The organism is Corynebacterium sp. HMSC074C05 (assembly GCF_001838325.1).
In the GTDB taxonomy this organism is placed as follows: domain Bacteria; phylum Actinomycetota; class Actinomycetes; order Mycobacteriales; family Mycobacteriaceae; genus Corynebacterium; species Corynebacterium amycolatum.
Genome location: NZ_KV836277.1, coordinates 131,096 through 152,537 on the forward strand (window position 1 = coordinate 131,096; position 21,442 = coordinate 152,537).

The following is a 21,442-nucleotide window of genomic DNA, read 5'->3' on the forward strand; positions in this document are numbered from 1 at the left end:
AACGCTCAGCTCAGCGCGTATGCGGTAGTTAATTAGGACTCTTCGTCAACGGCAATGTCGAGGCCCAGCTCGGCAGAGAGCTTGGTCATCATGTCGATTGCCGAATCAGCGATGACGGTGCCCGGCGGGTAAATAGCCGCGGCGCCGGCATCGTAGAGTTCCTGGAAGTCGCCCGGTGGGATAACACCACCGACGACAATCATGATGTCCTCGCGACCCAGCTTTGCCAGCTCATCGCGAAGAGCAGGCACGAGCGTCAGGTGTCCGGCGGCTAGCGAAGAAACACCGACGACGTGGACATCCGAGTCGACTGCCGATTTGGCGGCCTCCTCCGGAGTCTGGAACAACGGCCCCACGTCAACGTCCATGCCGAGGTCCGCGTAGGCGGACGCGATGACCTTCTGGCCGCGGTCGTGACCATCCTGGCCCATCTTGGCCAGGAAGATACGCGGACGGCGACCTTCCTGCTCTTCGAACTTATCGGCCATGGCGATGGCCTTGGAGACGTTAGACACGGCACCCTCCTTGCCAACTTCGTCCTTGTAGACGCCGGAGAGGGTACGAATCTCGGCCTGGTGGCGGCCAAAGACCTCTTCCATTGCGTCGGAGATTTCACCGATGGAGGCCATGGCGCGAGCACAGTCGACAGCGAGCTTCAACAGGTTCTTGTCCAGGTCCCCCGGTTCACCCGGGTTACGACAAGCATCGGTCAGAGCGGCCAGTGCCTTCTGAACCTCTTCCTCGTCGCGCTCGGCACGCAGGCGAGCCAGCTTGTCAATCTGCTCCTGGCGCACGCGGGAATTCTCAACCTTGAGAACCTCGATGGCTTCGTCCTCTTCGACCTGGTACTTATTCACGCCAATGAGAGCCTGGCGCCCCGAGTCAATACGAGCCTGCGTACGAGCTGCCGCCTCTTCAATGCGGAGCTTCGGAATCCCCTCGATAGTGGCCTGTGCCATACCGCCAGCCTCTTCGACCTCGTCGATGTGCTGGCGTGCACGCTTGACCAGCTCGTTGGTCAACCACTCGATGTAGTAGGAACCAGCCCACGGATCAACCGGACGCGTGGTGTTGGACTCCTGCTGGAGCAGCAGCTGAGTGTTACGAGCAATACGGGCCGAGAAGTCAGTCGGCAGTGCCAAGGCCTCGTCCAGGGCGTTGGTGTGCAGCGACTGGGTGTGGCCCTGCGTTGCGGCCATAGCCTCAACCGCAGTACGAGCGACGTTGTTGTAGACGTCCTGGGCGGTCAGCGACCAACCGGAGGTCTGCGAGTGAGTACGCAGGGACTGCGACTTGGGGTTCTTCGGACCAAACTTGCCAACCAGCTCAGACCAGAGGATACGGCCTGCACGCAGCTTGGCAATCTCGGTGAAGGTGTTCATCGAGATGCCCCAGAAGAAGGACAGACGCGGAGCGAACTTATCAACTTCCAAGCCAGCGTCAATACCGGCCCGCAGGTACTCGATGCCGTCGGCAAGCGTGTAAGCGAGCTCGAGGTCGGCCGTCGCGCCGGCTTCCTGAATGTGGTAGCCGGAAATCGAAATCGAGTTGAACTTCGGCATCTTTGCCGAGGTGTACTCGAAGATCGAAGAGATGATTCGCATCGAGGGCTTCGGCGGGTAAATGTAGGTGTTACGAACCATGAACTCCTTGAGAATGTCGTTCTGGATCGTACCGCGCAGTTGCTCAGTCGAAACGCCCTGCTCTTCAGCAGTGACAATGTAGAAGGCCAGAATCGGCAGCACAGCGCCGTTCATGGTCATAGACACCGAGACACCGCCCAGGTCAATGCCCTGGAAGAGCTCACGCATGTCGTAAATCGAGTCAATTGCCACACCGGCCATACCGACGTCGCCGGACACACGCGGGTTGTCCGAGTCGTAACCGCGGTGGGTCGCCAGGTCGAAAGCGACCGAAAGACCCTTCTGTCCGGCCGCGAGGTTGCGGCGGTAGAAGGCGTTGGATTCAGCTGCGGTGGAGAAACCAGCGTACTGGCGAATAGTCCACGGCTGGTTGGTGTACATGGTCGGGTACGGCCCGCGCATGAATGGGGCGATACCCGGGAAAGAATCTACCGGGTGGCCCTCGGCAGCTGCGGCGTCGCGGTCAGCGCGATCGTAGACACGCTTGACGTCGATGCCTTCTGGAATGGTCCACACTTCACCGGCTTCCGCGGCAGCTGCCTTGTTGGTGGCAGCTGCCGCGTCGTCGGTGTTGCGGGAGATGTCAGCGAAATTTGGGATGGTGGTCATTACTTCCTTCACGCTCCCAGTTCGTTCAGCAGTCGGGACAGCTCCGCGACAGCATCGATGGTCATGTTCAGGTATCCGTCGGGGCGAGCGTCTTCAGCGGCATTAGCGAAGCTCTTCTCGGAGCCGGCCACCAGGACCTCTTTAGCGCCTGCGGCGCGGGCGGCCTTGACAGCGTCCTGGCCCGAGGCCTCGTACTCGCTGTCGGCTGCGCACAGCACGACAATCGGAGAGGCCTTCACTGCCTCTTCGAAACCGGCCTCGCCCGGCACAACCTGGCCGGGGTTAGCGACGGCGATACCGCCGGAAGCCAGCAGGTTGGAGGTAAAACCAGTGCGGATGTTGTGCTTGGCCAGCGGACCCAGCGGCAGCATGGCAATCAGCGGACGGTTGCCCTTTTCAGCCAGGAAGTCATCGGAGCGGTTGCGCAGCGCCTCGAAGTCGCGTGCCCAACGGCGAATCGGATCGCCCTCCGGGCGAGCCTCGGGAGCCAGTGGGGCTTCAGCCAGGTTCGGGAACTCGTTGATAGCGGTGACCTTGGTGCGGCGATGTGCGATATCGGCGCGGCGCTTTTCCCAGGTAGCGTCCAGGGCGGCGCGAATATCGGCCTCTGCGGAGGTGAAACCGCCGGCGGCCTCAGTGCCGGTGAAGATCTCCCACGCCTTGTCAGCCATTTCCTCGGTCAGGTCTTCGACGAAATAGGAGCCACCTGCTGGGTCGGCGACGTAACCAAGGTGAGACTCTTCCAGCAGCAACAGGTTGGTGTTGCGAGCGATGCGAGCCTTGAAAGTCTTGGAGACGTTCGGCATGCCGCCGACAACTGCGTAATCAAACGGCAGAACCTCAACTGAGGAAGCACCGCCGACACCTGCGGCGAAGGAGGCGACAGTTACACGCAGCATGTTGACCCACGGATCGCGCTGGCTGAACATGACTGGGGCTGTCACGGCGTGCATCGGAGCGCGGCCAGACTCAGGGGCACCGATGACCTCAGCAACGCGGGCCCACAGAACGCGAGCGGCGCGGAACTTCGCAATGGTGTCGAACTGGTCGTCGGTAGCGGCAAAGCGGAAAGAAATCTGGCCGAGCGCTTCTTCAGCGCTCAAGCCCGCTTTAGTCAGCGCACGCAGGTAGGCGACACCAACGGCGAGGCTGTAGCCGATCTCCTGGATGTTGTTTGCACCCAAGTTGGAGAAAACAACGCCGTCGACAAGCAGGGCGCGGACGTCGCCCGGCTGCTTAGCTGCCTTGACGGCCAGCTGAATGGCCTCGTCGAGAGAAACATCATCAATACCGGCAAAAGCAGAGGTCAGCGGAGCTGCAGAAAGCTCTACTGCGATGTTGTCCGGATTAGTCGGGTTTGCCTGCTCGATGTAGGACGTCAGTGCTTCCGCAACCTGTGCAGTCTTCTTACCAGCATGTACGGCAATCGGAGCAAGGTCGAGGTAGACGTTGTTAAGCAGAGCTGGCACGTCAGCGGCTTCGAGGGAGCCGGTGAAGTCCAGGCGGATGTCCGTGGTGCCGTTTTCCAGGGCAGTCAGCAGAGCCTCGTTGACGGCCTTTGGGTCAAGGGCTTCCTCACCCGGGTACTGGCGACCGAAAGTCTCTCGAACGCCCCAACCGTTGGTGTTGTCCGAAGTGACCTTTGCGCCACGGACGAATGGGAACTGACCCGGAGCTGGGCTTTCCGCATGCTCATCCGCGCGGGTGTAGAGCGGACGGACATCGACACCGTCGTAGGTGGTCTGAATCAGTCGTTTCCAAATATCGAGCGGTACATCTGCAACGTCTTGCTTGTGCACCCGCGCGAATACCTTGGCCACGCCCTGATACCAGGAATTCTGCAATTCCTCGAAGTTTGACGGCAGCGTGGAAGGTGATTCGGGGGTCGTTCGGTCAGTCACGACAGACCTTCTCCCTTACATGTTCTAAGCAACGCCCCCATCAATCCATGGCCGAGGATATTCGGCTGCGACAATTTCCGAATTCTCCGCGACGGAAAGGGATCTAAAGGCGTTGGCTTCCTCCAATAGTCAATAAGAGCCACTAGTCAGACGCTAAGACTCACCTGAGTGTCCGTGCACTGAACTTTTCAGCTACTTGTGCAATACCCTTACGTTCGGTTTTGTGCTGACGGGCACGTCAAGTGCTCGAGCCAAGGCATAGTGACCTTGACTCCCATCCTAGTGAAATAAAGGGCAAACGCCTTTAGCCACTGAATCGCCCTCCTTGCAGGGCCTCCAACTTGCAGGTCACACGCTTCTCCGCAATCCCCGGTAACCTCAAATGGGTGAACGTATCCGATGTGCGAATTACCCCTACACTCAAAAAGGTTCTGCTGGTGCTAGCCGTAGGTGTGGGGGTCGTCGTCACGCTGTACGTCGATGTTCCCACCGTCGCTACCATCCGGCAGTGGTCCATCGATGCCGGTGACTGGTTCCCTCTCCTCTACTTTCTCGCATACGTTGCACTGACTCAGTTTCCAATCCCCCGCACCGTATTCACTTTGGCTTCCGGAATCCTCTTCGGACCAATGCTCGGTTTCCTGCTCGCAATTACTGCGACCACGGTGTCTGCCCTTCTCTCCCTCTGTATTGTGCGGTTTTTGGGACGCGACTGGTTTCGCACGCACCTGACTAACCGCCGTCTCCTCAGTCTCGACCACCGGTTGGAACAACGCGGCTGGCTCACAGTGCTCAGCTTGCGCATGATTGCTGGCGTGCCATTTTCGTTTCTCAACTACGCCTGTGGGCTGTCGTCGATACGCATCGTGCCGTATATCATCGCTACTGCCCTAGGTTCGGCGCCGAACACACTCGCCGTCGTTTTGCTTGGCGACGCGCTGTTGGTCGGCTTCGACGTGCGCTTTGCGGTGGCCACGGGAATTCTGCTCGTGCTTGGCCTGCTGGGGCTTCTTGCGGACGCCAAGTTCCCTGTCGTAACCGGTTCTTCGAAACATTAAAACACCGCTTGGCGCTCTAGAACTAGACGTGAGTTTTTCGGCGGACTGGTGTTGGTTGCCCGTGAGTTTGCGGAGGCAATGAACGTGTCTTAGCCCAAGTGTCAAGGGGTGGGGCTAGACTAGAACGTATGTACTCAGTCTTTGCCAGGTATCGCGGTCGATCTACTCGCAGGGCAGATCACGTTCAGGCCTCTGCGCAGGCACTTTCCGGCCTGGAAGGCGTAGGAACTGTTGAGGTTGCAGGTATCGAAGAGCTTCGCGCAGCTCCTGAAAATGCTGTGGGAGTCACCACGCTTGTGCTGGCGCTATTGGCCGCAGGTGACTGGGCAATAGGTATCGGTGTTTGTCCTCAGGACAACATTGAGCAAGCGCATCTGGCATCGAGCTCAGTCATCGGTAAGGGAGGCAGAGCCGGCACGGTAAAAACCCGCATTCGGACTAACAATCCGCGTGGTAAGGACTACTCGGAGGATATTGGTGCAGCATTCACATTGCTGCATCACGTTATCTCTCGCAGGTCCCCCGAAGGGCGCGAGGCAACTGGTTTGGTTCGCGCTGGTTATTCACAGGTAGAGGCCGCGGAAGAATTGGGAGTTTCTAAACAGGCCGTCAATCAGCGCCTCGCAGCAGCTGGTTGGCAGGCGGAGTTGGCCGGGTGGAACCTGGCAGTCCACCTGCTTCAGCGAGCTGACGAATTATAAAAACTTACTGCCCATTTTCTGGGGTGTAAGGGTCACGTGACCATCCTGAAAAATCTGGATGATCGGTGGAGTGGGCACCGCCGCCTGCATTGGTATTACCGGTACCAGGAGCCGAGGGCAGGTCACGTTTGCCGGAGGGAACTGACGGTGCAGCCGGTGCATCCGGTGTTGCAGGTTCAACCGCTGCCGGGCGGTTCTGGCCACCCAACTGTTCAGGCTGAGCGGGCTGAGCTGACTCGGCGCGGCGGTTCTTCTTCCTCTCAGGGGTATTACCCGCTGCTGCAGCTACCGGATCATCAACCGGGCGGTTAGCGACCTCGTTCGCCGCGGCAACCGCACGAGCCAACTCCGGGTTGGTCGACATGTCGAACCAGTTCTCATCGCGGCCCTGCTCAGCTTCTTCCTTGGTCTCTCGGCTCACGGCCGGAGGCTCATAGCGGAAGACACCGTCGGCATCCTTCTTGCCGAAAGCCCTGGCGAAGCTCTCGAGGCTGTCACCGAACTGCGACGGAATCATCCAAACAGTATTGCCGTCCTTATTTGCCAGCTCAGGTAGCTTCTCCAGGTACTGCCAGGCAAGGATCTCAGGTGTCAACTGTGAAGCCTTGACAGCGGCGTTGACCTTCTGGATAGCGCGAGCATTACCCTGTGCCTCAAGGTAGGTAGCGGCGCGAGTACCCTCAGCGCGCAGAATGGTTGCCTGACGCTCAGCTTCAGCAGCCAGAATTGCTGCGTGCTTGTTACCCTCGGCGGCCAGAATCTGTGCCTGCTTACGGCCCTCAGCAGTTTTAATATCGGCTTCGCGGGTACCTTCCGCAGTCAGAATCATGGCGCGCTTCTCGCGATCGGCCTTCATCTGCTTTTCCATCGACTGCTGAATCGACGGTGGCGGCTCAATAGCCTTCAGCTCCACACGAGCGATACGAAGACCCCACTTGGCAGTGGCCTCGTCCAGCTCGCCGCGCAGACGGCGGTTGATGTAGTCACGGGAAGTCAGTGTCTCTTCCAAGGTCAGACCACCCACGACGTCGCGAAGCGTTGCGGTAGTGATCTGTTCGACGCCGAAGATGTAGTCGTCGATACCGTAAATCGCCCGATCCGGTTCGTTGACCTGGAAGGTCACGACGGTATCGATAGCCACAGTCAGGTTGTCTTCGGTGATCACTGCCTGTGGCGGAAAGGTAACCATACGCTCACGGGTATCAACCTTCTCGCGCACTCGGTCAATAATCGGGATGATGAAGTTCAGGCCGCTATTCAGTGTCTGCGTGTATCGTCCCAGTCGCTCTACGATTGCCGCTTCACCCTGTGGGACCAGCACAATCGCTTTGAGAACCAAGGTAACAACCACGAGAATGAAAACGACGAGGATGATAAAGCCTTCCATGGAATTCCCTCGTAGCTAGAAACTGTGTGGTCAGTTATTTGATGGTCAGTAACTAAGAGTGCTCCGAGCGCCCTTTAAGTGAGTTGACTGCTCAGAGCAGCTTGTCCACTATTGCGGTATTGCCCGAAATCTCTACAATCGTGACTCTTTCCTTCGCATCGAAGGTCTGCGCAGTCAGAAGACTCCGCGCGCTCCACAACTCGCCATTGACCTTAATCAGACCCGCTGACGAGGAAACTGGCTCGATGACCTCAGCATGACGGCCCGCTAGCAGTTCCGGACGCGACTCCAGTTCGGCGGACTTGTCCGGTTTTGCCATCTTCTTGCGCAACACAGGGCGAACTGTCAGCACAAGTGCGGCGGACACAACGGCGAAGATAACCACTGACAGCCAAAGCGGCGCTCCAAGCTGGCTCGCACCGGACGCTGCCAGCGCACCACCTCCGAGCATTAACAGTGCTAAATCTCCGACCGCGAGTTCACCGAGAACCAGTAGGAGGCTTGCTCCGAGCCAAAGGAGAGAAATCACGCCCTCACCCTACCTACTTTGCAGAACAAATGCGGGGCGAGTGGAGCCAGTATTTCGGGATCAGTACTGCATATGTGGCTCAGTGACGAAGTCGACCAGGCGCTCAACTGCACCAATCAAATCCGACTCCAGATCACGGTAGGTGTGTACACCTGCGTAGACGCGTCGCCAGCCCTCCTTGGGGTCGTCTCCCCAGCCCAAGCGACGGCAGATTCCTGTCTTCCAGTCCTCCCCGTAAGGAACTTCCGGCCATGCTTCAATGCCTACCGACGAGGGCTTGACCGCCTGCCAGACATCGATAAATGGGTGGCCAGTGACCATCACATGCGGGCCGAGCTGCTGAGTCATGCGGCTTTCTTTACTGCCTTCCACCAAGTGGTCTGCCAGGACTCCGACGCGGCGCTTCGGACCTGGACCAAATTCGGCCAAGCGTTCCGGGAGATTGTCCAAGCCCTCCAGATACTCGACGACTACGCCCTCAACACGCAGATCGTGGCCCCATACTTTCTCGACAATTGCCGCGTCATGAATACCCTCGACCCAGATACGGCTGGGTAGAGCAACCTTAGCCTTGACGTTGTGGACCTTGCGCGAGCCCGATGCCGACAGATCCTGCGAGGGCTTCTTTGGTTGTGCCTTCGGCCGTACCAGAGTCACAGGTTTGCCATCGATGAGAAAACCGCGCTCGTGCATGGGAAACAGCCGCGACTTTCCGTGGCGGTCCTCCAGCCGAACGCACCAGCCGTCAAAAGTTTTCTCTAACCCGATAATCGCACCGACGAATCCGTCATAGGACGCCTCGACGACAACCCCATTTTCTGCTGTTACCTCGCGTGCCGGCTGCGGGATACGACGGCGGTGGCCACGTGCGCCAGCAAACACGTCCTGATTGCGATACGGGTCTTGAAAGCTCATGGATACTGAGATTAACAGCATCGGTTACGGAACCGGCGACACACTGCACTAGGATGAGCTGCACTATGCAGCGCAGTGTTCTCGACCAGGTCTGGAGTCCAACTCAGCACATCGCCCTTTGGCTGGGCGCATGGTTGTCGGGTTTGGAAAACTACGATCATCTCCTCGATGCTCTTGACTCGCTCGGCGGGCCCACGTCAGTTCCGGGGACATTCGTGCTTGCCGACGCCATGGTTCCGAATGTCATCGATTGCGACGCTGATCTCGATCGAAGCGACATGCTCCGCCTTCTTCGAGCAGTTACTGACGCGGGAGATTGGCACAGCGACCATCGTCCCCTCGTCCGCCTTATTCTCTCCGGACCCGGTGACGCACCTGCACTGCCTGCGGGAACCGACGCCGCTGAGGCCGCACGCGCAGCAGGCTCAGCCATTGTGATTGCGGATGCGGAGCCGGGTTGGAACCATGCGCTCGTACCAGTGACATCGCCGGTGCCCGGTCTGCTGCAGTGGCACTGGTACACGCTCGAAGGACACATCCCGGAGCCGGCTTATCTCTCCCCTGGCGAGGCGGATTTGCAGCTGGCGGATGCGGCGCGAGTTGCGGCTGCCACTATTGCGGCGATGCCGCGTTCACCGCTGACGTCGTCAAGCAGTGGTACCCCGAAGGTGGATCTCCGGCTGATGGTCGGCATGCTTGATGATCATCTGGACATGGCTTTTGTTCCGGATGATGTGCCGCGCCGTGCACTGGGAGTGCTCGCCAGAGCTGATCGGGTGTCGTCGATTCTGGCGGTGGCACAGGGCAGCGAGTCGGGGCACGGCAGCGCCGCGTTTGATGCGCAGCTCATCCCGCTGTGGCGAAAAATTCGGCAGGCGCGGATGAGCGCGGTGGAATACGCGATTCAGGAGTGGACCCGCTAGAGGTTTGCTTTGCCCTGCGGTCCAATTGAGGCCAAGGGAATCAGTGTGGGCGGCGCTTTGCCGGGGTGCAACAGGATGCGGCGCAGGGGGCGCCGTTGCAGGCCGAGCCGAGTAGCGGTTCACTTCCCAGGCGGCGGGGTTCGGCATCTGCGATGCGCTCTTCGATGAGCTCCACGAGCATGTCAGTGAAAGTAGCCGTCGGGCCAGGTGTTGCGACACGCTCGATGACTATGTCGTGATGAGCCATTTCATCCTGTAGCTCAGCATCCAAATCCCAGGCGACCTCAACATGGTCCGAGACGAAACCAATCGGGCACACTACTGCGGATCGAAGGCCTTGGGTGACCTCCGCTTCAACGTGGTCGACGATGTCAGGCTCCAACCACGGCACGTGCTCCGGGCCCGAGCGGGACTGCCAGACGACGTCAAAGTCGGTGATACCGACTGCATCGGCGACGAGCCGCGCTGCTTCGTTGACCTGGCGAGAGTAAAGATTTCCGCCGAGTTCTACCGGCCCAGATGCCTTGTCCGCAGAGACCGGAATAGAGTGAGCGGTGAAAATAAGCCGGGCCTCGTCACGACGGTCATCCGGTAGCTTGGCAAACGCCTCACGCACGGCATCTGCATAGGCTTCTATAAAGAGCGGATGATCGTAGAAGCTCCGAATTTTCTCCATGTCAAAAGCACGGTCGCCCAGAGATTCGCGCATCCGAGCAATGTCTTCGTGATACTGGCGGCAGCCGGAGTATCCGCCCCAGGCGCTAGTGGCGAAAACGAGCGCTCGTTTAACGCCGTCATCAGCCATCTTTGCCGCGGTGTCTTCAGCCATCGGATGCCAATTGCGATTGCCGAAATAAACAGGCAAGTCATAGCCACGGCGAGTGAGCTCAGCCTTAAGGTTGGAGACAATTTCGCGGTTTAAATCGTTGAGCGGGGACTTGCCGCCGAAGTGCGCATAGTGAGCACCGACCTCGTCCAACCTCTCCGGCGGAATTCCGCGGCCGCGGGTGACATTCTCCAGGAAGGGACGCACATCGGCCATCTTTTCGGGACCGCCGAAAGACAACAGCAAAATAGCGTCAAAATTATCAGAAGACATAGGCAACCAGTTTAGTAGCGCAGTCTGAGGACACCATAAGACGACTGCTCAATGCTCATGGTCTCCTGCCTGCTGGGTTCCATCCAATTGCTTTACGACGGCACCCTAACCCGGCCCTATTGCGGAATTCGACGATTGGTCACAAGCAGTGAGCCCACGGTCACTAGCAGCATCGCGAAGGCTGCGATCAGATAGGGCCTCGGATTCTCGGCCCGCTTGAGTTCGTAACCGATATCATCCTCCAGCGAGTCATATGCATCCCGGAGCTGCTCGAGGGAACCGGCGCTGAAGAACTCACCTTTTGTACGACGTGCGATTTCTCGCAGCGAATCGTCGTCGTTAGGCACTGGAATTAACTCGCCCTGAACCGTGATTGCGCCTTGCGCGGTACCGAACGAAATCGTGTTGACAGGCACCCCGGCCTTGGCGGCTTCGGCGGCGGCGGTATACGCGCCGCGGGGATCGTCGAGCTCTTGCGGGACGGTCTGTTTGCCGTCGGAAAGCAGCACAATTGTCGCTGGTGGGGCGCCTTCTCCCCCGCCCTGGACTGAGTCGCTGAACTGATTGATGGCATCGAGCGCGGCAGCGATGGCATCACCGGTAGCAGTCGCTTGATCTAACTCAGCAGCCTGAAGGGCTCGATTCACGGTGTCATGGTTGGTAGTCGGGCTGACCGCAGTGCGAGCGCGGCCAGAGAACGTCACCAGGCCGATATTGAGGTCGTCGGGAAGGTTCTCCACGAACTCTTGGCCGGCTTCTTTAGCGGCAGTGATGCGGTCGGGCGCAACATCCGTGGCCGACATGGACAGCGAAACGTCGACTACCAGCATGACCGTCGCTCGGTTGCGGGCGACTTTGGTCTCCGAAATCGGGCCGGCCAACGAAATGATGACCAGAACTAGAGACAACAGCGCACTGATAGCCACGACATGGCGTAGGCGTGCCGACGACTTATTCCCCAGTGACCCAACGATGGTGAAGTTGCCAAAGGCAATGGCACGTTGCTTTCGCTGCTTAGTGCTGATCCAATAGGCCACGGCTGCCACGAGAGGCAGAGCGAGCGCGAGCAGCCAACCTGGGTGCGCAAAAGTTGAGTTTAGGAACGTCATCGCGGTATCAGTTTCCTCACATCCAGTCGCCTAAACAGTCGCGTATAAACCAGTGGCTATAGCCGGTTAGTCGGTGGCCTAAAAATAGCACTAACAAGCGGTTACTCAGACGCTAATGTTGGCCAATTTGTCGGGCAAAATCCAGTACCCAATCGGAATCCGTACGCAAGGTAATAACGCGAGCACGGCATTTGCGCAGTTCATTGATTACACGCTCGTGGTGGGCACTAGCCTGAGCTGCGTACTCGGCGCGGGTTTTGTCGTTGATGTTGAGTTCAATGGTTTCACCAGTTGCTGAATCCGCCATGACCACCGGGCCATCGCCGGGTAAGGCTTCATCGGCTGGATCGACCAGGCGGATTGCCATAATCTCTGTCGAGGCCGAGGCAACGCGCAGCGGTCGCGCCCAATCGAGTGATCCAAGGAAGTCCGAGATGACAACCAATAATCCAGCGCGCGGAGCCTGGGTCATTACTGTGTCAATATCCGCGGCGAGATTGTGCTCAGCGGTCGCGTCAGCCAAGTGCTTGAGCAGCATCAAGCTGTGGGCACGGCCCTGGCCCGCGGGCACTGGAGTGCCACCGGCGATTAATCCAGTTCGGGACCCCGGGGCGTCGTTAAGCATCGTTACAGCGCCGGCAGCGGCGGTGAGCAGATGTCGTTTGGTGGTATCGGCCAAGCCCGTGGACAAACGTGCGGCGGGTTCGGCGACGATCCAGCACTCCAGCTCGCACTCGGCCTCGGAGGTGCGAACGTGAGGCACTCCAGTACGGGCTGTCACTGCCCAGTTCATCTGGCGAACATCATCGCCGATGACATATTCGCGGGAGCCAAGCGGCTCAGAGCCATCTCCAGTAGCGGTGGAAAGAAAGCTGCCGCGCAAAAGCCCGTTGAGCTTACGCGTAACAGTTAGCTCTAAGTACGCCAGGACGCGTGCAAGATCGTCTTCACGAGCTGACATTAGGAGGCAGTGCCCTCATCGGAGCCAGTGCCCGCGCCCTGGGGAAGGCGCACGTGAGACAACACGATGTCGATAATCCGTTCGGGAGTAACGCCATCTGCCAGGCCCTCATAGGACAGGACCAGGCGGTGACGCAGCACGTCGGGAAGCACGGAGACCACATCGTCCGGCACGACATAGTCGCGACCGGAAAACAGCGCGTGGGCGCGGGCAGCCGCGACAGCACCAAGAGTTGCGCGCGGCGATGCGCCATAGGAAAGCCAGCGGTCGACATCCTTCAATTCCGCCCGCATCGGATTACGGGTGAGTTCGATGACGGCCACGATGTAGTCAATCAGTGTGTGGTGGACAAAGACTTCGCGGGTAGCGCGCTGCAGTTCCCGGACACTCTCTGGGGTGAGAATCTGCTGCGCGACTGGAGGAGTGGCTCCCATGCGGTAGACAATCTCCCGCTCTTCCGCCGGAGTGGGGTAACCCACGAGGACCTTGAATAGAAAACGGTCCCGCTGAGCCTCCGGCAGTGGGTAGACACCCTGGTTTTCAATTGGGTTTTGCGTGGCCAGGACCAAAAACGGCTCCGGTACTGGCGTGGACTCCCCTGCGATGGACACCTGGTGCTCTGCCATGACTTCCAGCAGTGCCGACTGCACCTTCGCCGGTGCGCGGTTGATTTCATCAGCGAGCACGATATTGGACATGACCGGGCCGGGCTCGACAATGAACTCCGAGGTGTCCTGGCGGAAAATTCGGGTGCCGACAATATCCGATGGCACCAAATCCGGAGTGAACTGGATGCGGGAGTAGGAACCACCCATCACTTTGGCAAAAGTAGACACTGCCAGAGTTTTCGCAACACCCGGAACACCTTCGAGCAGGACATGACCTCCTGCGAGCATCGCGATAAAGAGCTGCTTAATCAGGTGCTCCTGGCCAACCACAACCTTCCCCAGCTCCGCGTATGCGCGCTCGAGGTCCGTGTGGTCAGTGGGCGTTGGGTAGGTCACAGAGAAACCCTTCTTTAGGTCGGTCGCCCGACCTGTAGAACACGTCGTTAGAAACTAGACGAGGCGGACAACGTTCGGTGTCATTCCGTTATAACGGACTGGCGAGATCTTAACCACAGAACCGGACTGTGGTGCCTCAATCATCTTGCCATCGCCCAGGTAGATAGCGACGTGGCCGTGACCATTCGGGCCCCAGAACAGCAGGTCACCACGCTTCATCTGAGATGCCGGGTAGTGCTTTCCGCGCTGGTACTGGTAGCCGGTGTAGTGAGGTAGGTCAATGCCAACAGCCGCGTAGGCGTACAGAGTCAGTCCCGAGCAGTCGAAACCAATCTTGTTGTAGTCGCCGTGGGAGTCAGCTACTCCGCCGTCACGGATACCCTTGGTAGGGCCGTTGGCGTTGCCACCACCCCATGCGTATGGGACACCGAGCTGCCCCATCGCGCGTGCGATGACAGTCTCAACCTTCTGGCTGGAAGAACCCGAGGTGCTCTGACCGGTTTCCGGATTCGTCGGCGCCACAGTCTGTGCTGGGGTGCCGCTTGACGACGAGCTGCCGGTGCTAGACGATTCCGAAGTCTCGGTGGACTCAGAGGAGTCGGTAGATTCGGTCGTCTCAGAGGAACTGGTGGAGCCAGTCGAGCCAGTGGAGCTGTTAGAACCAGTGGAGCTATTGCTTTCATCTGTGGACTCAGACGAGGAATCCTCTTCGGTCTGGTTCGCCTGGGCCTCGGCACGAGTCTTAGCTGCAGCTTCCTCGGCGGCCTTCTTGGCAGCGGCGTCTTCCGCTTCCTTGCGGGCCTGCTCGTTCTCATAATTCTGGCGCTGGGAGTTCAGCTCGTTGACCGCATTACGGGCTGCGTCCAAAGACGCTTTTGCGGCATCGCGGTCAACTTGAGCCTGCTGGTAATCTGCTTGCTCCTTTTGAAGCTCCTGGTTTGCCTCGGAGTACGCGTTCTGAGCATCGGTGTTTCGCTGGTTTGCAGTCGCCTCTGCCTGCTGAGCCTCGTCACTCTTCTTGCGAAGTGCCGACTCCTGGTTGGCAGCCTCAGTTCGATTCTTATCCAGAGAGTCAACGGTCTGCTCTTGACGGTCGGCTTCGCGACGCAAGGCGGACAGGCGATTAATAGCGTCGGATGCGTCTCGCGCGCCCTCAAGAATCGAGCCGCTGGAACGTCCCTGGCGCATGATTGTCCGTGCCAGTTCGTCGAACTGCTTTTGTGCACTAGCGAGCTCAGTGCGAGAACGATCGAGCTGAGCGCGAGCCTCGTTGACCGCGTCGCGTGCACGGTTAGCGGCATCCCGGGCGTTTTCAAGGTCCACCATGGCCTTGTTGACGTCCTCGCGGAGAGTGCCCATGCGTAGCTCGAGGTCAGATACTCGACGCTCGCTAGAAGTCACCTCGGCGACCAGGGACTGCAAGTACGACTCGGCGTTAGAGGCCGCCTCTCGCGCTTGGCGAATCTGGGCGTCACTCGGATTTAGTGGCTGTGCAACTGCAACCTGGGTGTTCGTCGCCAAAAGACCCGCCGTGATAATACCGGCAATTGGACGAGTCCAATATGATGCACGGACTTTGCGATTACTCGGCACCGCGTTACTCCTACATTTCTCCTATGGGTGCGTTCACGCCTCAGGTCCGACACCAGCGACTTCCCCATCGTTGGATATCTTCCTGTTGTTGTCTTCTGGTCTTGAGCGGAACTGCACGAAACGCCGAACCGAAACAACGACCAAAAGCAACACCAGCGCTCCCGCGAGTTTTCTTTGGTCAATACTGGACCCTTGAGTCCACTATTGGCATCACCGAGCACTTTACGGGTCAAAAAGCTCTAAAAAAACATAAGTAACAAAATTACCAACCGTCCCCTGCTTCGTAACCGTTTCGTTATACGTCGTGGCCTGCGGTTATGTCGAACCCTAGTTTTGTGTGTGAATTAGGTCACTATTCGATGGCCTGTCGGCGTGCCGAAGCATTGCAGGTAGTTATTCGGGGTAACGCGCATGAAAAAAGGTCAAGCGTTGATGCTTGACCTATGTAAAGTCGTTGACATCATTACGATGACTGCAACAGTGTTATCCAATTTAGGTGGAGCCTGGTTTCCTCGCTGCTACCAGTTTGTGGGGCACTTACCCTATCTCTTGCCTGGGGATGGAAAACCGGGGCGGTGAATCTACTCGGTGGGGCTGATAAGCTTCAGTGCCCGTCGTAAAGCGACCCCTTAGGTGGTTGGGCGTGTACGTAGCCAGTAGAACGTCAGTCCAACGAAGAGTGCGACGATAACTACGCCTGCGATCAGGCTGTAAAGAGTCCATGGAACGACGTAGTTAGTAAGTTCGTGCAAGTAGGCATCTAGGCCCGCCGGATAGTCTCGCGGGGTCTCCATCATTGCGTGGTCGGCGCGTTCAATAGCTGCGCGGGGAAAATCGGCAGATGCAGTGGCCACATTGCCTGGCGTGCGCACAACAGTGGTTCCGCCGACTTGGTCTGCCACTTGGCGGGCAAAGGAAAAGATGTCCGTATTCTTTTGTTCGGAAACGGGGTAAATCTTCTCGCTATCCAGGTAGATGATATTGAAATTGGGAACCCCCCGATTTGCGGCATCGTCGACAATTGGCTGGACCGCTTCTCGGAGCTGTGGGTTATTTGTCACGATGTTGTCGGTGCGTAGCTGAGCGACCGCCTTTTCGATGGTTTCTTTCGCTGCCTGTGAATCTGCTGGCGTATGCATTAACTGCCTTCCGTATCGTGCTCCTGTTTTGCGTGAGAATGGTTTCCACGCGCCCCAATTTGGCGGAGATGCTGCTTCGTTTGTCCCCTCTATAATGGCCTGTCTTGGATGTGAACGGGGGTAGCTTGACTCGGCGCGCCGCGGGTAATCTACATACAGAACGTTCGTACTGTTATTGTTGATGCAAGGACGGTAACGCTTCCTTAAAAACGTGTGCGTGGGCTCGTGTGCCCCGCGTCGTGATTATTGCTTTAATTGGTTGATAAGGGGCGGCGTGATCGCACCTATGCCTTGTGGAGGGCCGAAATTCGAGTGCCGGTCTCTTCAGCTAAGGCGACAATTCACCCGAATAGAAATGGAGCTGACTGTGGCTGAAAGCAAGAACTCTTTCAACGCCCTGCGCAAGCTTGAGGTCGGAGACAAGTCTTATGACTACTTCGCTCTTGATGCTGTGCCGGGTATGGAGAAGCTGCCTTACTCGTTGAAGGTTCTCGGTGAGAACCTGCTGCGCAACGAAGATGGCGCCAACATCACTGAGGAGCACATCAAGGCTGTCGCCAACTGGGTTCCTTCCGCTGATCCGTCGATCGAGATTCAGTTCACCCCTGCTCGCGTTATTATGCAGGACTTCACTGGCGTCGCCTGTGTTGTTGACCTGGCTACCATGCGTGAGGCTGTTAAGACTCTCGGCGGCGACCCGGATCAGGTTAACCCGCTGAACCCGGCCGAGATGGTCATCGACCACTCGGTCATCATCGAGGCCTTCGGTAGCGAAGACGCTCTGGCTAAGAACGTCGAGATTGAGTACCAGCGCAATGATGAGCGCTACAAGTTCCTCCGCTGGGGTACTGGTGCATTCTCCAACTTCCGCGTTGTTCCTCCGGGAACCGGTATTGTCCACCAGGTCAACATCGAGTACCTGGCTCGCGTTGTCTTCGAGAACAACGGCCTGGCATACCCGGACACCTGTGTTGGTACTGACTCCCACACGACCATGCAGAACGGCCTGGGCATCCTGGGCTGGGGTGTTGGTGGTATTGAGGCTGAGGCTGCAATGCTCGGCCAGCCGATTTCCATGCTCATTCCGCGCGTCGTTGGCTTTAAGCTGACTGGCGACATTCAGCCGGGCGTTACCGCAACCGACGTTGTGCTCACCGTCACCGACATGCTGCGCCAGCACGGCGTCGTCGGCAAGTTCGTAGAGTTCTACGGCGCTGGCGTCTCCAAGCTGCCGCTGGCCAACCGTGCGACCATCGGTAACATGTCGCCGGAGTTCGGTTCCACCGCCGCAATCTTCCCGATCGACGATGAGACCGTCAAGTACCTGGCCCTGACCGGCCGCGACAAGGAGACCCTGGAGCGCGTCGAGGCTTACGCCAAGGCTCAGGGTATGTGGTTGGACGAGAACACTCCGGAGGCTGAGTACTCCGAGTACCTCGAGCTGGACCTGTCCACCGTCGTTCCGTCCATCGCTGGTCCAAAGCGTCCGCAGGACCGCATCGAGCTGGCTTCCGCCAAGGAACAGTTCCGTAAGGACCTGCACAACTACTCCGACGGCGAGATCAAGGGCGCTGTCAAGGCTTCCGCACCGACTTCCGAGCTGGCTGCAGACTACAACGAGTCCCGCGAGGGTCACGGCGAGTCCGCTGCTGACAGCGCTGAAGGTCGCCCGAGCTCCCCAATTACCGTCACTTCCCCGAAGGGCGGCGAGTACACGCTCGACCACGGTATGGTCGCCATCGCTTCCATCACTTCTTGTACCAACACCTCCAACCCGTCGGTCATGGTTGGCGCTGGTCTGTTGGCACGTAAGGCTGTCGAGAAGGGCCTGCATGCAAAGCCGTGGGTCAAGACCATTTGTGCTCCGGGTTCCCAGGTTGTCAACGGCTACTTCAAGCGCGCTGACCTGTGGAAGGACCTCGAGGCTCTGGGCTTCTACCTGTCCGGCTTCGGTTGTGCAACCTGTATCGGTAACTCCGGTCCGCTGCCGGCTGAGATTTCCTCCGCCATCAACGAGGCCGACCTGGCTGCTACCGCAGTTCTGTCCGGTAACCGTAACTTCGAAGGCCGCATCTCCCCTGACGTGAAGATGAACTACCTGGCCTCCCCGATCCTGGTTATCGCGTACGCTATTGCCGGTACCATGGACTTCGACTTCGAGACCGACGCTCTGGGGCAGGACGCAGAGGGCAACGACATCTTCCTGCGTGATATTTGGCCGTCCACTGAAGAGATTGAGGCCACCATCGAGGCTTCCATCTCCTCCGAGCTCTACGACGAGGACTACAAGGACGTCTTTGCTGGTGACGAGCGCTGGCAGAACCTGCCGACCCCGGAGGGTAAGACCTTCGCTTGGGACGACAAGTCTTCCTACATCCGCAAGGCACCGTACTTTGACGAGATGGAAATGGAGCCGGCACCGGTTTCCGACATCAAGGGTGCTCGCGTCCTCGCAGCTCTGGGTGACTCGGTGACCACCGACCACATTTCCCCGGCATCCTCCATTAAGCCGGGAACCCCGGCTGCTCAGTACCTCGACTCCATGGGCGTTGAGCGCAAGGACTACAACTCCCTGGGTTCTCGTCGTGGTAACCACGAGGTCATGGTTCGCGGTACCTTCGCTAACATCCGTCTGCAGAACCAGCTGCTTGACGGCGTCACCGGTGGTTACACTCGCGACTTCACCCAGGAGGGTGGCCCGCAGGCATTCATCTACGACGCTGCCATGAACTACAAGGAGGCTGGCACTCCGCTGGTCGTTGTTGGTGGTAAGGAATACGGCACCGGTTCCTCCCGTGACTGGGCAGCTAAGGGAACCCTCCTGCTCGGCGTCAAGGCTGTCATCGCTGAGTCCTTCGAGCGTATTCACCGCTCGAATCTCATCGGCATGGGCGTTGTGCCGCTGCAGTTCCCTGAGGGTGAGTCCTGGAAGTCCCTGGGCATCGATGGCACTGAGACCTTCGACATCGCTGGTCTGGAGGAGCTGAACAACGGTTCCACTCCGAAGACCGTCAAGGTCACGGTTACCAAGGAAAACGGCGAGTCCTTCGACTTCGACGCTGTGGTCCGCATCGATACCCCTGGTGAGGCTGAGTACTACCGCCACGGCGGTATTCTGCAGTACGTCCTGCGCAACATGATCAAGGGCAACTAGTTTCCCTTTGACTCGTGCGCGCTAGGGCTTGTTGTAAGCAGCGCTTCTAGAGGCCGGTAGGTAGCGCTAGCCCGCGGATTCATACCCCACGGACTAGCGCCCTGCCGGCCTCGGGTTGCTCTACCCCAACCAAAATGAGGCTTGGGACGTATAGGAATGGCGTTGCCACGTCATGCAGTGAAATATGCCCCCTGGGCGTCGCCGGCAAGAAAAGAGTTTCCTTATGCCAAAAGTGAGTAACCAGGATTTAGCTCAACGGCGGCACGAAATTCTCGACGGCGCGCGGCAGTGCTTTGCAGAATTCGGCTACGACGGCGCAACGGTTTCTCGTTTGGAGGCCACTACTGGTAAGTCTCGCGGTGCTATTTTCCATCACTTCGGATCCAAAGAAGGTCTGTTCTTAGCATTGGCCGAAGAAGATGCCGCAAATATGGCGGAAGTCGCGGAGTCTTCCGGATTAGTGGAAGTAATGCGTGATATCGTGGCGAACCCAGACAAGCATGGCTGGCTGGGAACTCGCCTTGAGATTGCCCGTCGCCTTCGCAGCGACCCGGAGTTTAAGGGCCAATGGTTGGGCCATCAGGATCAATTGGATGACGCTGTTGCCCACCGCTTGACCCAGACATCTTCATCCGGCTCTCTACGGTCGGATTATTCGGTTCGCACGATGCAGCTTTTTCTCGAGCTGATGCTCGATGGCATCATCGTTCGTCTGGCATCTGGTCGCACTGTCGACGAATTGGATTCCGTGCTTGATTTAGTTGAAGACAGCTTACGGCGCAAGGACTAGCCACTCAGGCTAGGCCTGAAAGCGTTCCGTACCACCCGCTTCCCTAAAACGGGAGCGGGTTTCGGCTTTCTATCGTGGATTTATCCCGTTTGACCGGTGAAGATGCATAGATTTCACTCAATATGGACTAAGCTGTCTATTTATGAGTGTGGGTAAGTTTTTGTTGGTGGCGCTCCGCCCCGCAGATGGTGCTGGGCAAGCCGAGTACCAGGACTTTCTGGATTCCACCGGGCTTGAGCCCAGCCAGTTGGATCTGTTTACCATCGACGCTGTCGGCGCTAAGTTACCCGACCTGACCTCCTATGACGGAGTATTCGTCGGTGGCAGCCCATTTAACGTCACCGACCTAGAGCATTCGGGTCTGCAGAAGTATTCGCACGATGTGCTTTACGACGTACTTAGGAGTCCTGTCCCCGCACTGCTTATCTGCTACGGCGCTAGCTACACGGCCTTTACTTCGGGTGGTTTGGTTAACCTGCGTCACGGCGAAGTAGCGGGTTCTACCCGGGTAGAGCTCACCGAAGCTGCTACCCAGGATCCAATAGCTTCGGTGTTACCTCCGGCTTTTTATGCGTTGACTGGCCACAAGGAATCCGTTGCGGAGCTTCCCAATCATGCAACTTTGCTTGCCACAGGCCCAACCTGTCCGGTGCAGATGTACTCGATCGGGTCGAATAACTGGGTTACCCAATTTCATCCGGAGATGAATGCTAACGGACTGCTCCGCAGAATGTCTTTCTACACCGACGTCGGTTACTTTGACCCGAAGGAAGTCGACGCGATTCGACTAAAGGTATCTGATGTAAACCTCCAGGCCGTTGCGTCAATCATCCCCCGATTTATGCACGTATGTACGCATGCTGCCAATCCGAGCATGCTAATGGTGCAGTAATCTCTGTCCCTTCCAGCTCCCCTTTTTTACGAAAT

Annotated in this window: 17 protein-coding genes; 6 read left to right on the plus strand and 11 right to left on the minus strand. The window is 58.2% G+C overall.

The window, feature by feature from the left end; all coding sequences use genetic code 11:
• Positions 1-32: 32 nt before the first annotated feature.
• Positions 33-2,252 carry a methylmalonyl-CoA mutase gene (scpA, locus tag HMPREF3042_RS00560; RefSeq protein WP_038625437.1) on the minus strand — a complete coding sequence of 740 codons (2,220 nt, stop codon included), beginning with the start codon at positions 2,250-2,252 and terminating at the stop codon, positions 33-35.
• 8 nt (positions 2,253-2,260) lie between these two features.
• Positions 2,261-4,153, minus strand: coding sequence for a methylmalonyl-CoA mutase family protein (locus tag HMPREF3042_RS00565; RefSeq protein ID WP_070855779.1), 1,893 nt, complete (start codon positions 4,151-4,153; stop codon positions 2,261-2,263).
• Between the two features lie 386 nt (positions 4,154-4,539).
• Here HMPREF3042_RS00565 and HMPREF3042_RS00570 point away from each other — a divergent pair, with 386 nt between their 5' ends.
• Both HMPREF3042_RS00570 and HMPREF3042_RS00575 read left to right on the plus strand, forming a co-directional pair.
• Entirely contained in the window at positions 4,540-5,211 is a 672-nt protein-coding gene (locus HMPREF3042_RS00570; RefSeq protein WP_070855795.1) for a TVP38/TMEM64 family protein, read from the plus strand.
• Between the two features lie 128 nt (positions 5,212-5,339).
• Positions 5,340-5,912, plus strand: a complete 573-nt coding sequence (locus tag HMPREF3042_RS00575) for a DNA-binding protein (RefSeq protein ID WP_070855780.1) — start codon at positions 5,340-5,342, stop codon at positions 5,910-5,912.
• Positions 5,913-5,916: 4 nt separating this feature from the next.
• Here the strand turns inward: HMPREF3042_RS00575 and HMPREF3042_RS00580 are convergent, their stop codons facing one another.
• The 3 genes from HMPREF3042_RS00580 to HMPREF3042_RS00590 all read right to left on the minus strand — a co-directional run bounded on the left by HMPREF3042_RS00580 (position 5,917) and on the right by HMPREF3042_RS00590 (position 8,743).
• Positions 5,917-7,299, minus strand: coding sequence for an SPFH domain-containing protein (locus HMPREF3042_RS00580; protein ID WP_070855781.1), 1,383 nt, complete (start codon positions 7,297-7,299; stop codon positions 5,917-5,919).
• A gap of 91 nt (positions 7,300-7,390) precedes the next feature.
• Positions 7,391-7,828, minus strand: coding sequence for an NfeD family protein (locus HMPREF3042_RS00585; RefSeq protein ID WP_070855782.1), 438 nt, complete (start codon positions 7,826-7,828; stop codon positions 7,391-7,393).
• Positions 7,829-7,888: 60 nt separating this feature from the next.
• Positions 7,889-8,743: a DUF3097 domain-containing protein gene (locus tag HMPREF3042_RS00590; protein ID WP_048734135.1), complete on the minus strand. Its 855-nt coding sequence runs from the start codon at positions 8,741-8,743 to the stop codon at positions 7,889-7,891.
• Between the two features lie 65 nt (positions 8,744-8,808).
• On the opposite strand from HMPREF3042_RS00590, the gene HMPREF3042_RS00595 reads away from it, so the two are divergent.
• Entirely contained in the window at positions 8,809-9,666 is an 858-nt protein-coding gene (locus HMPREF3042_RS00595; protein ID WP_070855783.1) for a hypothetical protein, read from the plus strand.
• 40 nt (positions 9,667-9,706) lie between these two features.
• Here the strand turns inward: HMPREF3042_RS00595 and HMPREF3042_RS00600 are convergent, their stop codons facing one another.
• From HMPREF3042_RS00600 to HMPREF3042_RS00625, 6 genes are all read right to left on the minus strand, one after another.
• Positions 9,707-10,765, minus strand: coding sequence for a ferrochelatase (locus tag HMPREF3042_RS00600; RefSeq protein WP_070855784.1), 1,059 nt, complete (start codon positions 10,763-10,765; stop codon positions 9,707-9,709).
• A gap of 116 nt (positions 10,766-10,881) precedes the next feature.
• The gene (locus HMPREF3042_RS00605) at positions 10,882-11,874 is read right to left on the minus strand and encodes a VWA domain-containing protein (RefSeq protein WP_070549513.1); all 993 of its coding nucleotides are present in this window, start codon (positions 11,872-11,874) and stop codon (positions 10,882-10,884) included.
• Between the two features lie 112 nt (positions 11,875-11,986).
• Entirely contained in the window at positions 11,987-12,835 is an 849-nt protein-coding gene (locus tag HMPREF3042_RS00610) for a DUF58 domain-containing protein (RefSeq protein WP_070855785.1), read from the minus strand.
• Positions 12,835-13,839, minus strand: a complete 1,005-nt coding sequence (locus HMPREF3042_RS00615) for an AAA family ATPase (RefSeq protein WP_049181028.1) — start codon at positions 13,837-13,839, stop codon at positions 12,835-12,837. Before HMPREF3042_RS00615 ends, HMPREF3042_RS00610 begins: the two co-directional genes overlap by 1 nt.
• A 54-nt stretch (positions 13,840-13,893) precedes the next feature.
• Positions 13,894-15,432: a DIP1281 family NlpC/P60 protein gene (locus tag HMPREF3042_RS00620; protein ID WP_070855786.1), complete on the minus strand. Its 1,539-nt coding sequence runs from the start codon at positions 15,430-15,432 to the stop codon at positions 13,894-13,896.
• A gap of 629 nt (positions 15,433-16,061) precedes the next feature.
• Complete coding sequence (locus HMPREF3042_RS00625) at positions 16,062-16,571, minus strand: Rv1476 family membrane protein (RefSeq protein WP_070855787.1); 510 nt, start codon at positions 16,569-16,571, stop codon at positions 16,062-16,064.
• A gap of 367 nt (positions 16,572-16,938) precedes the next feature.
• On the opposite strand from HMPREF3042_RS00625, the gene acnA reads away from it, so the two are divergent.
• The 3 genes from acnA (at position 16,939) to HMPREF3042_RS00640 (ending at position 21,407) form a co-directional block, all read left to right on the plus strand.
• The gene (gene acnA, locus HMPREF3042_RS00630; RefSeq protein ID WP_083327373.1) at positions 16,939-19,725 is read left to right on the plus strand and encodes an aconitate hydratase AcnA; all 2,787 of its coding nucleotides are present in this window, start codon (positions 16,939-16,941) and stop codon (positions 19,723-19,725) included.
• A gap of 223 nt (positions 19,726-19,948) precedes the next feature.
• Complete coding sequence (locus HMPREF3042_RS00635) at positions 19,949-20,515, plus strand: TetR/AcrR family transcriptional regulator (RefSeq protein WP_038625405.1); 567 nt, start codon at positions 19,949-19,951, stop codon at positions 20,513-20,515.
• A 142-nt stretch (positions 20,516-20,657) separates the two neighbouring features.
• Entirely contained in the window at positions 20,658-21,407 is a 750-nt protein-coding gene (locus tag HMPREF3042_RS00640) for a glutamine amidotransferase-related protein (RefSeq protein WP_038625403.1), read from the plus strand.
• Positions 21,408-21,442 lie beyond the last annotated feature (35 nt).

Bases quoted from the DNA above. Each gene is read 5' to 3' on its own strand.
- scpA (WP_038625437.1), bottom strand. From the start codon at position 2,252: ATGACCACCATCCCAAATTTCGCTGACATCTCCCGCAACACCGACGAC.
- HMPREF3042_RS00575 (WP_070855780.1), top strand. From the start codon at position 5,340: ATGTACTCAGTCTTTGCCAGGTATCGCGGTCGATCTACTCGCAGGGCA.
- HMPREF3042_RS00590 (WP_048734135.1), bottom strand. From the start codon at position 8,743: ATGAGCTTTCAAGACCCGTATCGCAATCAGGACGTGTTTGCTGGCGCA.
- HMPREF3042_RS00595 (WP_070855783.1), top strand. From the start codon at position 8,809: ATGCAGCGCAGTGTTCTCGACCAGGTCTGGAGTCCAACTCAGCACATC.
- HMPREF3042_RS00635 (WP_038625405.1), top strand. From the start codon at position 19,949: ATGCCAAAAGTGAGTAACCAGGATTTAGCTCAACGGCGGCACGAAATT.
- HMPREF3042_RS00640 (WP_038625403.1), top strand. From the start codon at position 20,658: ATGAGTGTGGGTAAGTTTTTGTTGGTGGCGCTCCGCCCCGCAGATGGT.
- HMPREF3042_RS00605 (WP_070549513.1), bottom strand. From the start codon at position 11,874: ATGACGTTCCTAAACTCAACTTTTGCGCACCCAGGTTGGCTGCTCGCG.
- HMPREF3042_RS00600 (WP_070855784.1), bottom strand. From the start codon at position 10,765: ATGTCTTCTGATAATTTTGACGCTATTTTGCTGTTGTCTTTCGGCGGT.
- HMPREF3042_RS00610 (WP_070855785.1), bottom strand. From the start codon at position 12,835: ATGTCAGCTCGTGAAGACGATCTTGCACGCGTCCTGGCGTACTTAGAG.
- HMPREF3042_RS00580 (WP_070855781.1), bottom strand. From the start codon at position 7,299: ATGGAAGGCTTTATCATCCTCGTCGTTTTCATTCTCGTGGTTGTTACC.
- HMPREF3042_RS00625 (WP_070855787.1), bottom strand. From the start codon at position 16,571: ATGCATACGCCAGCAGATTCACAGGCAGCGAAAGAAACCATCGAAAAG.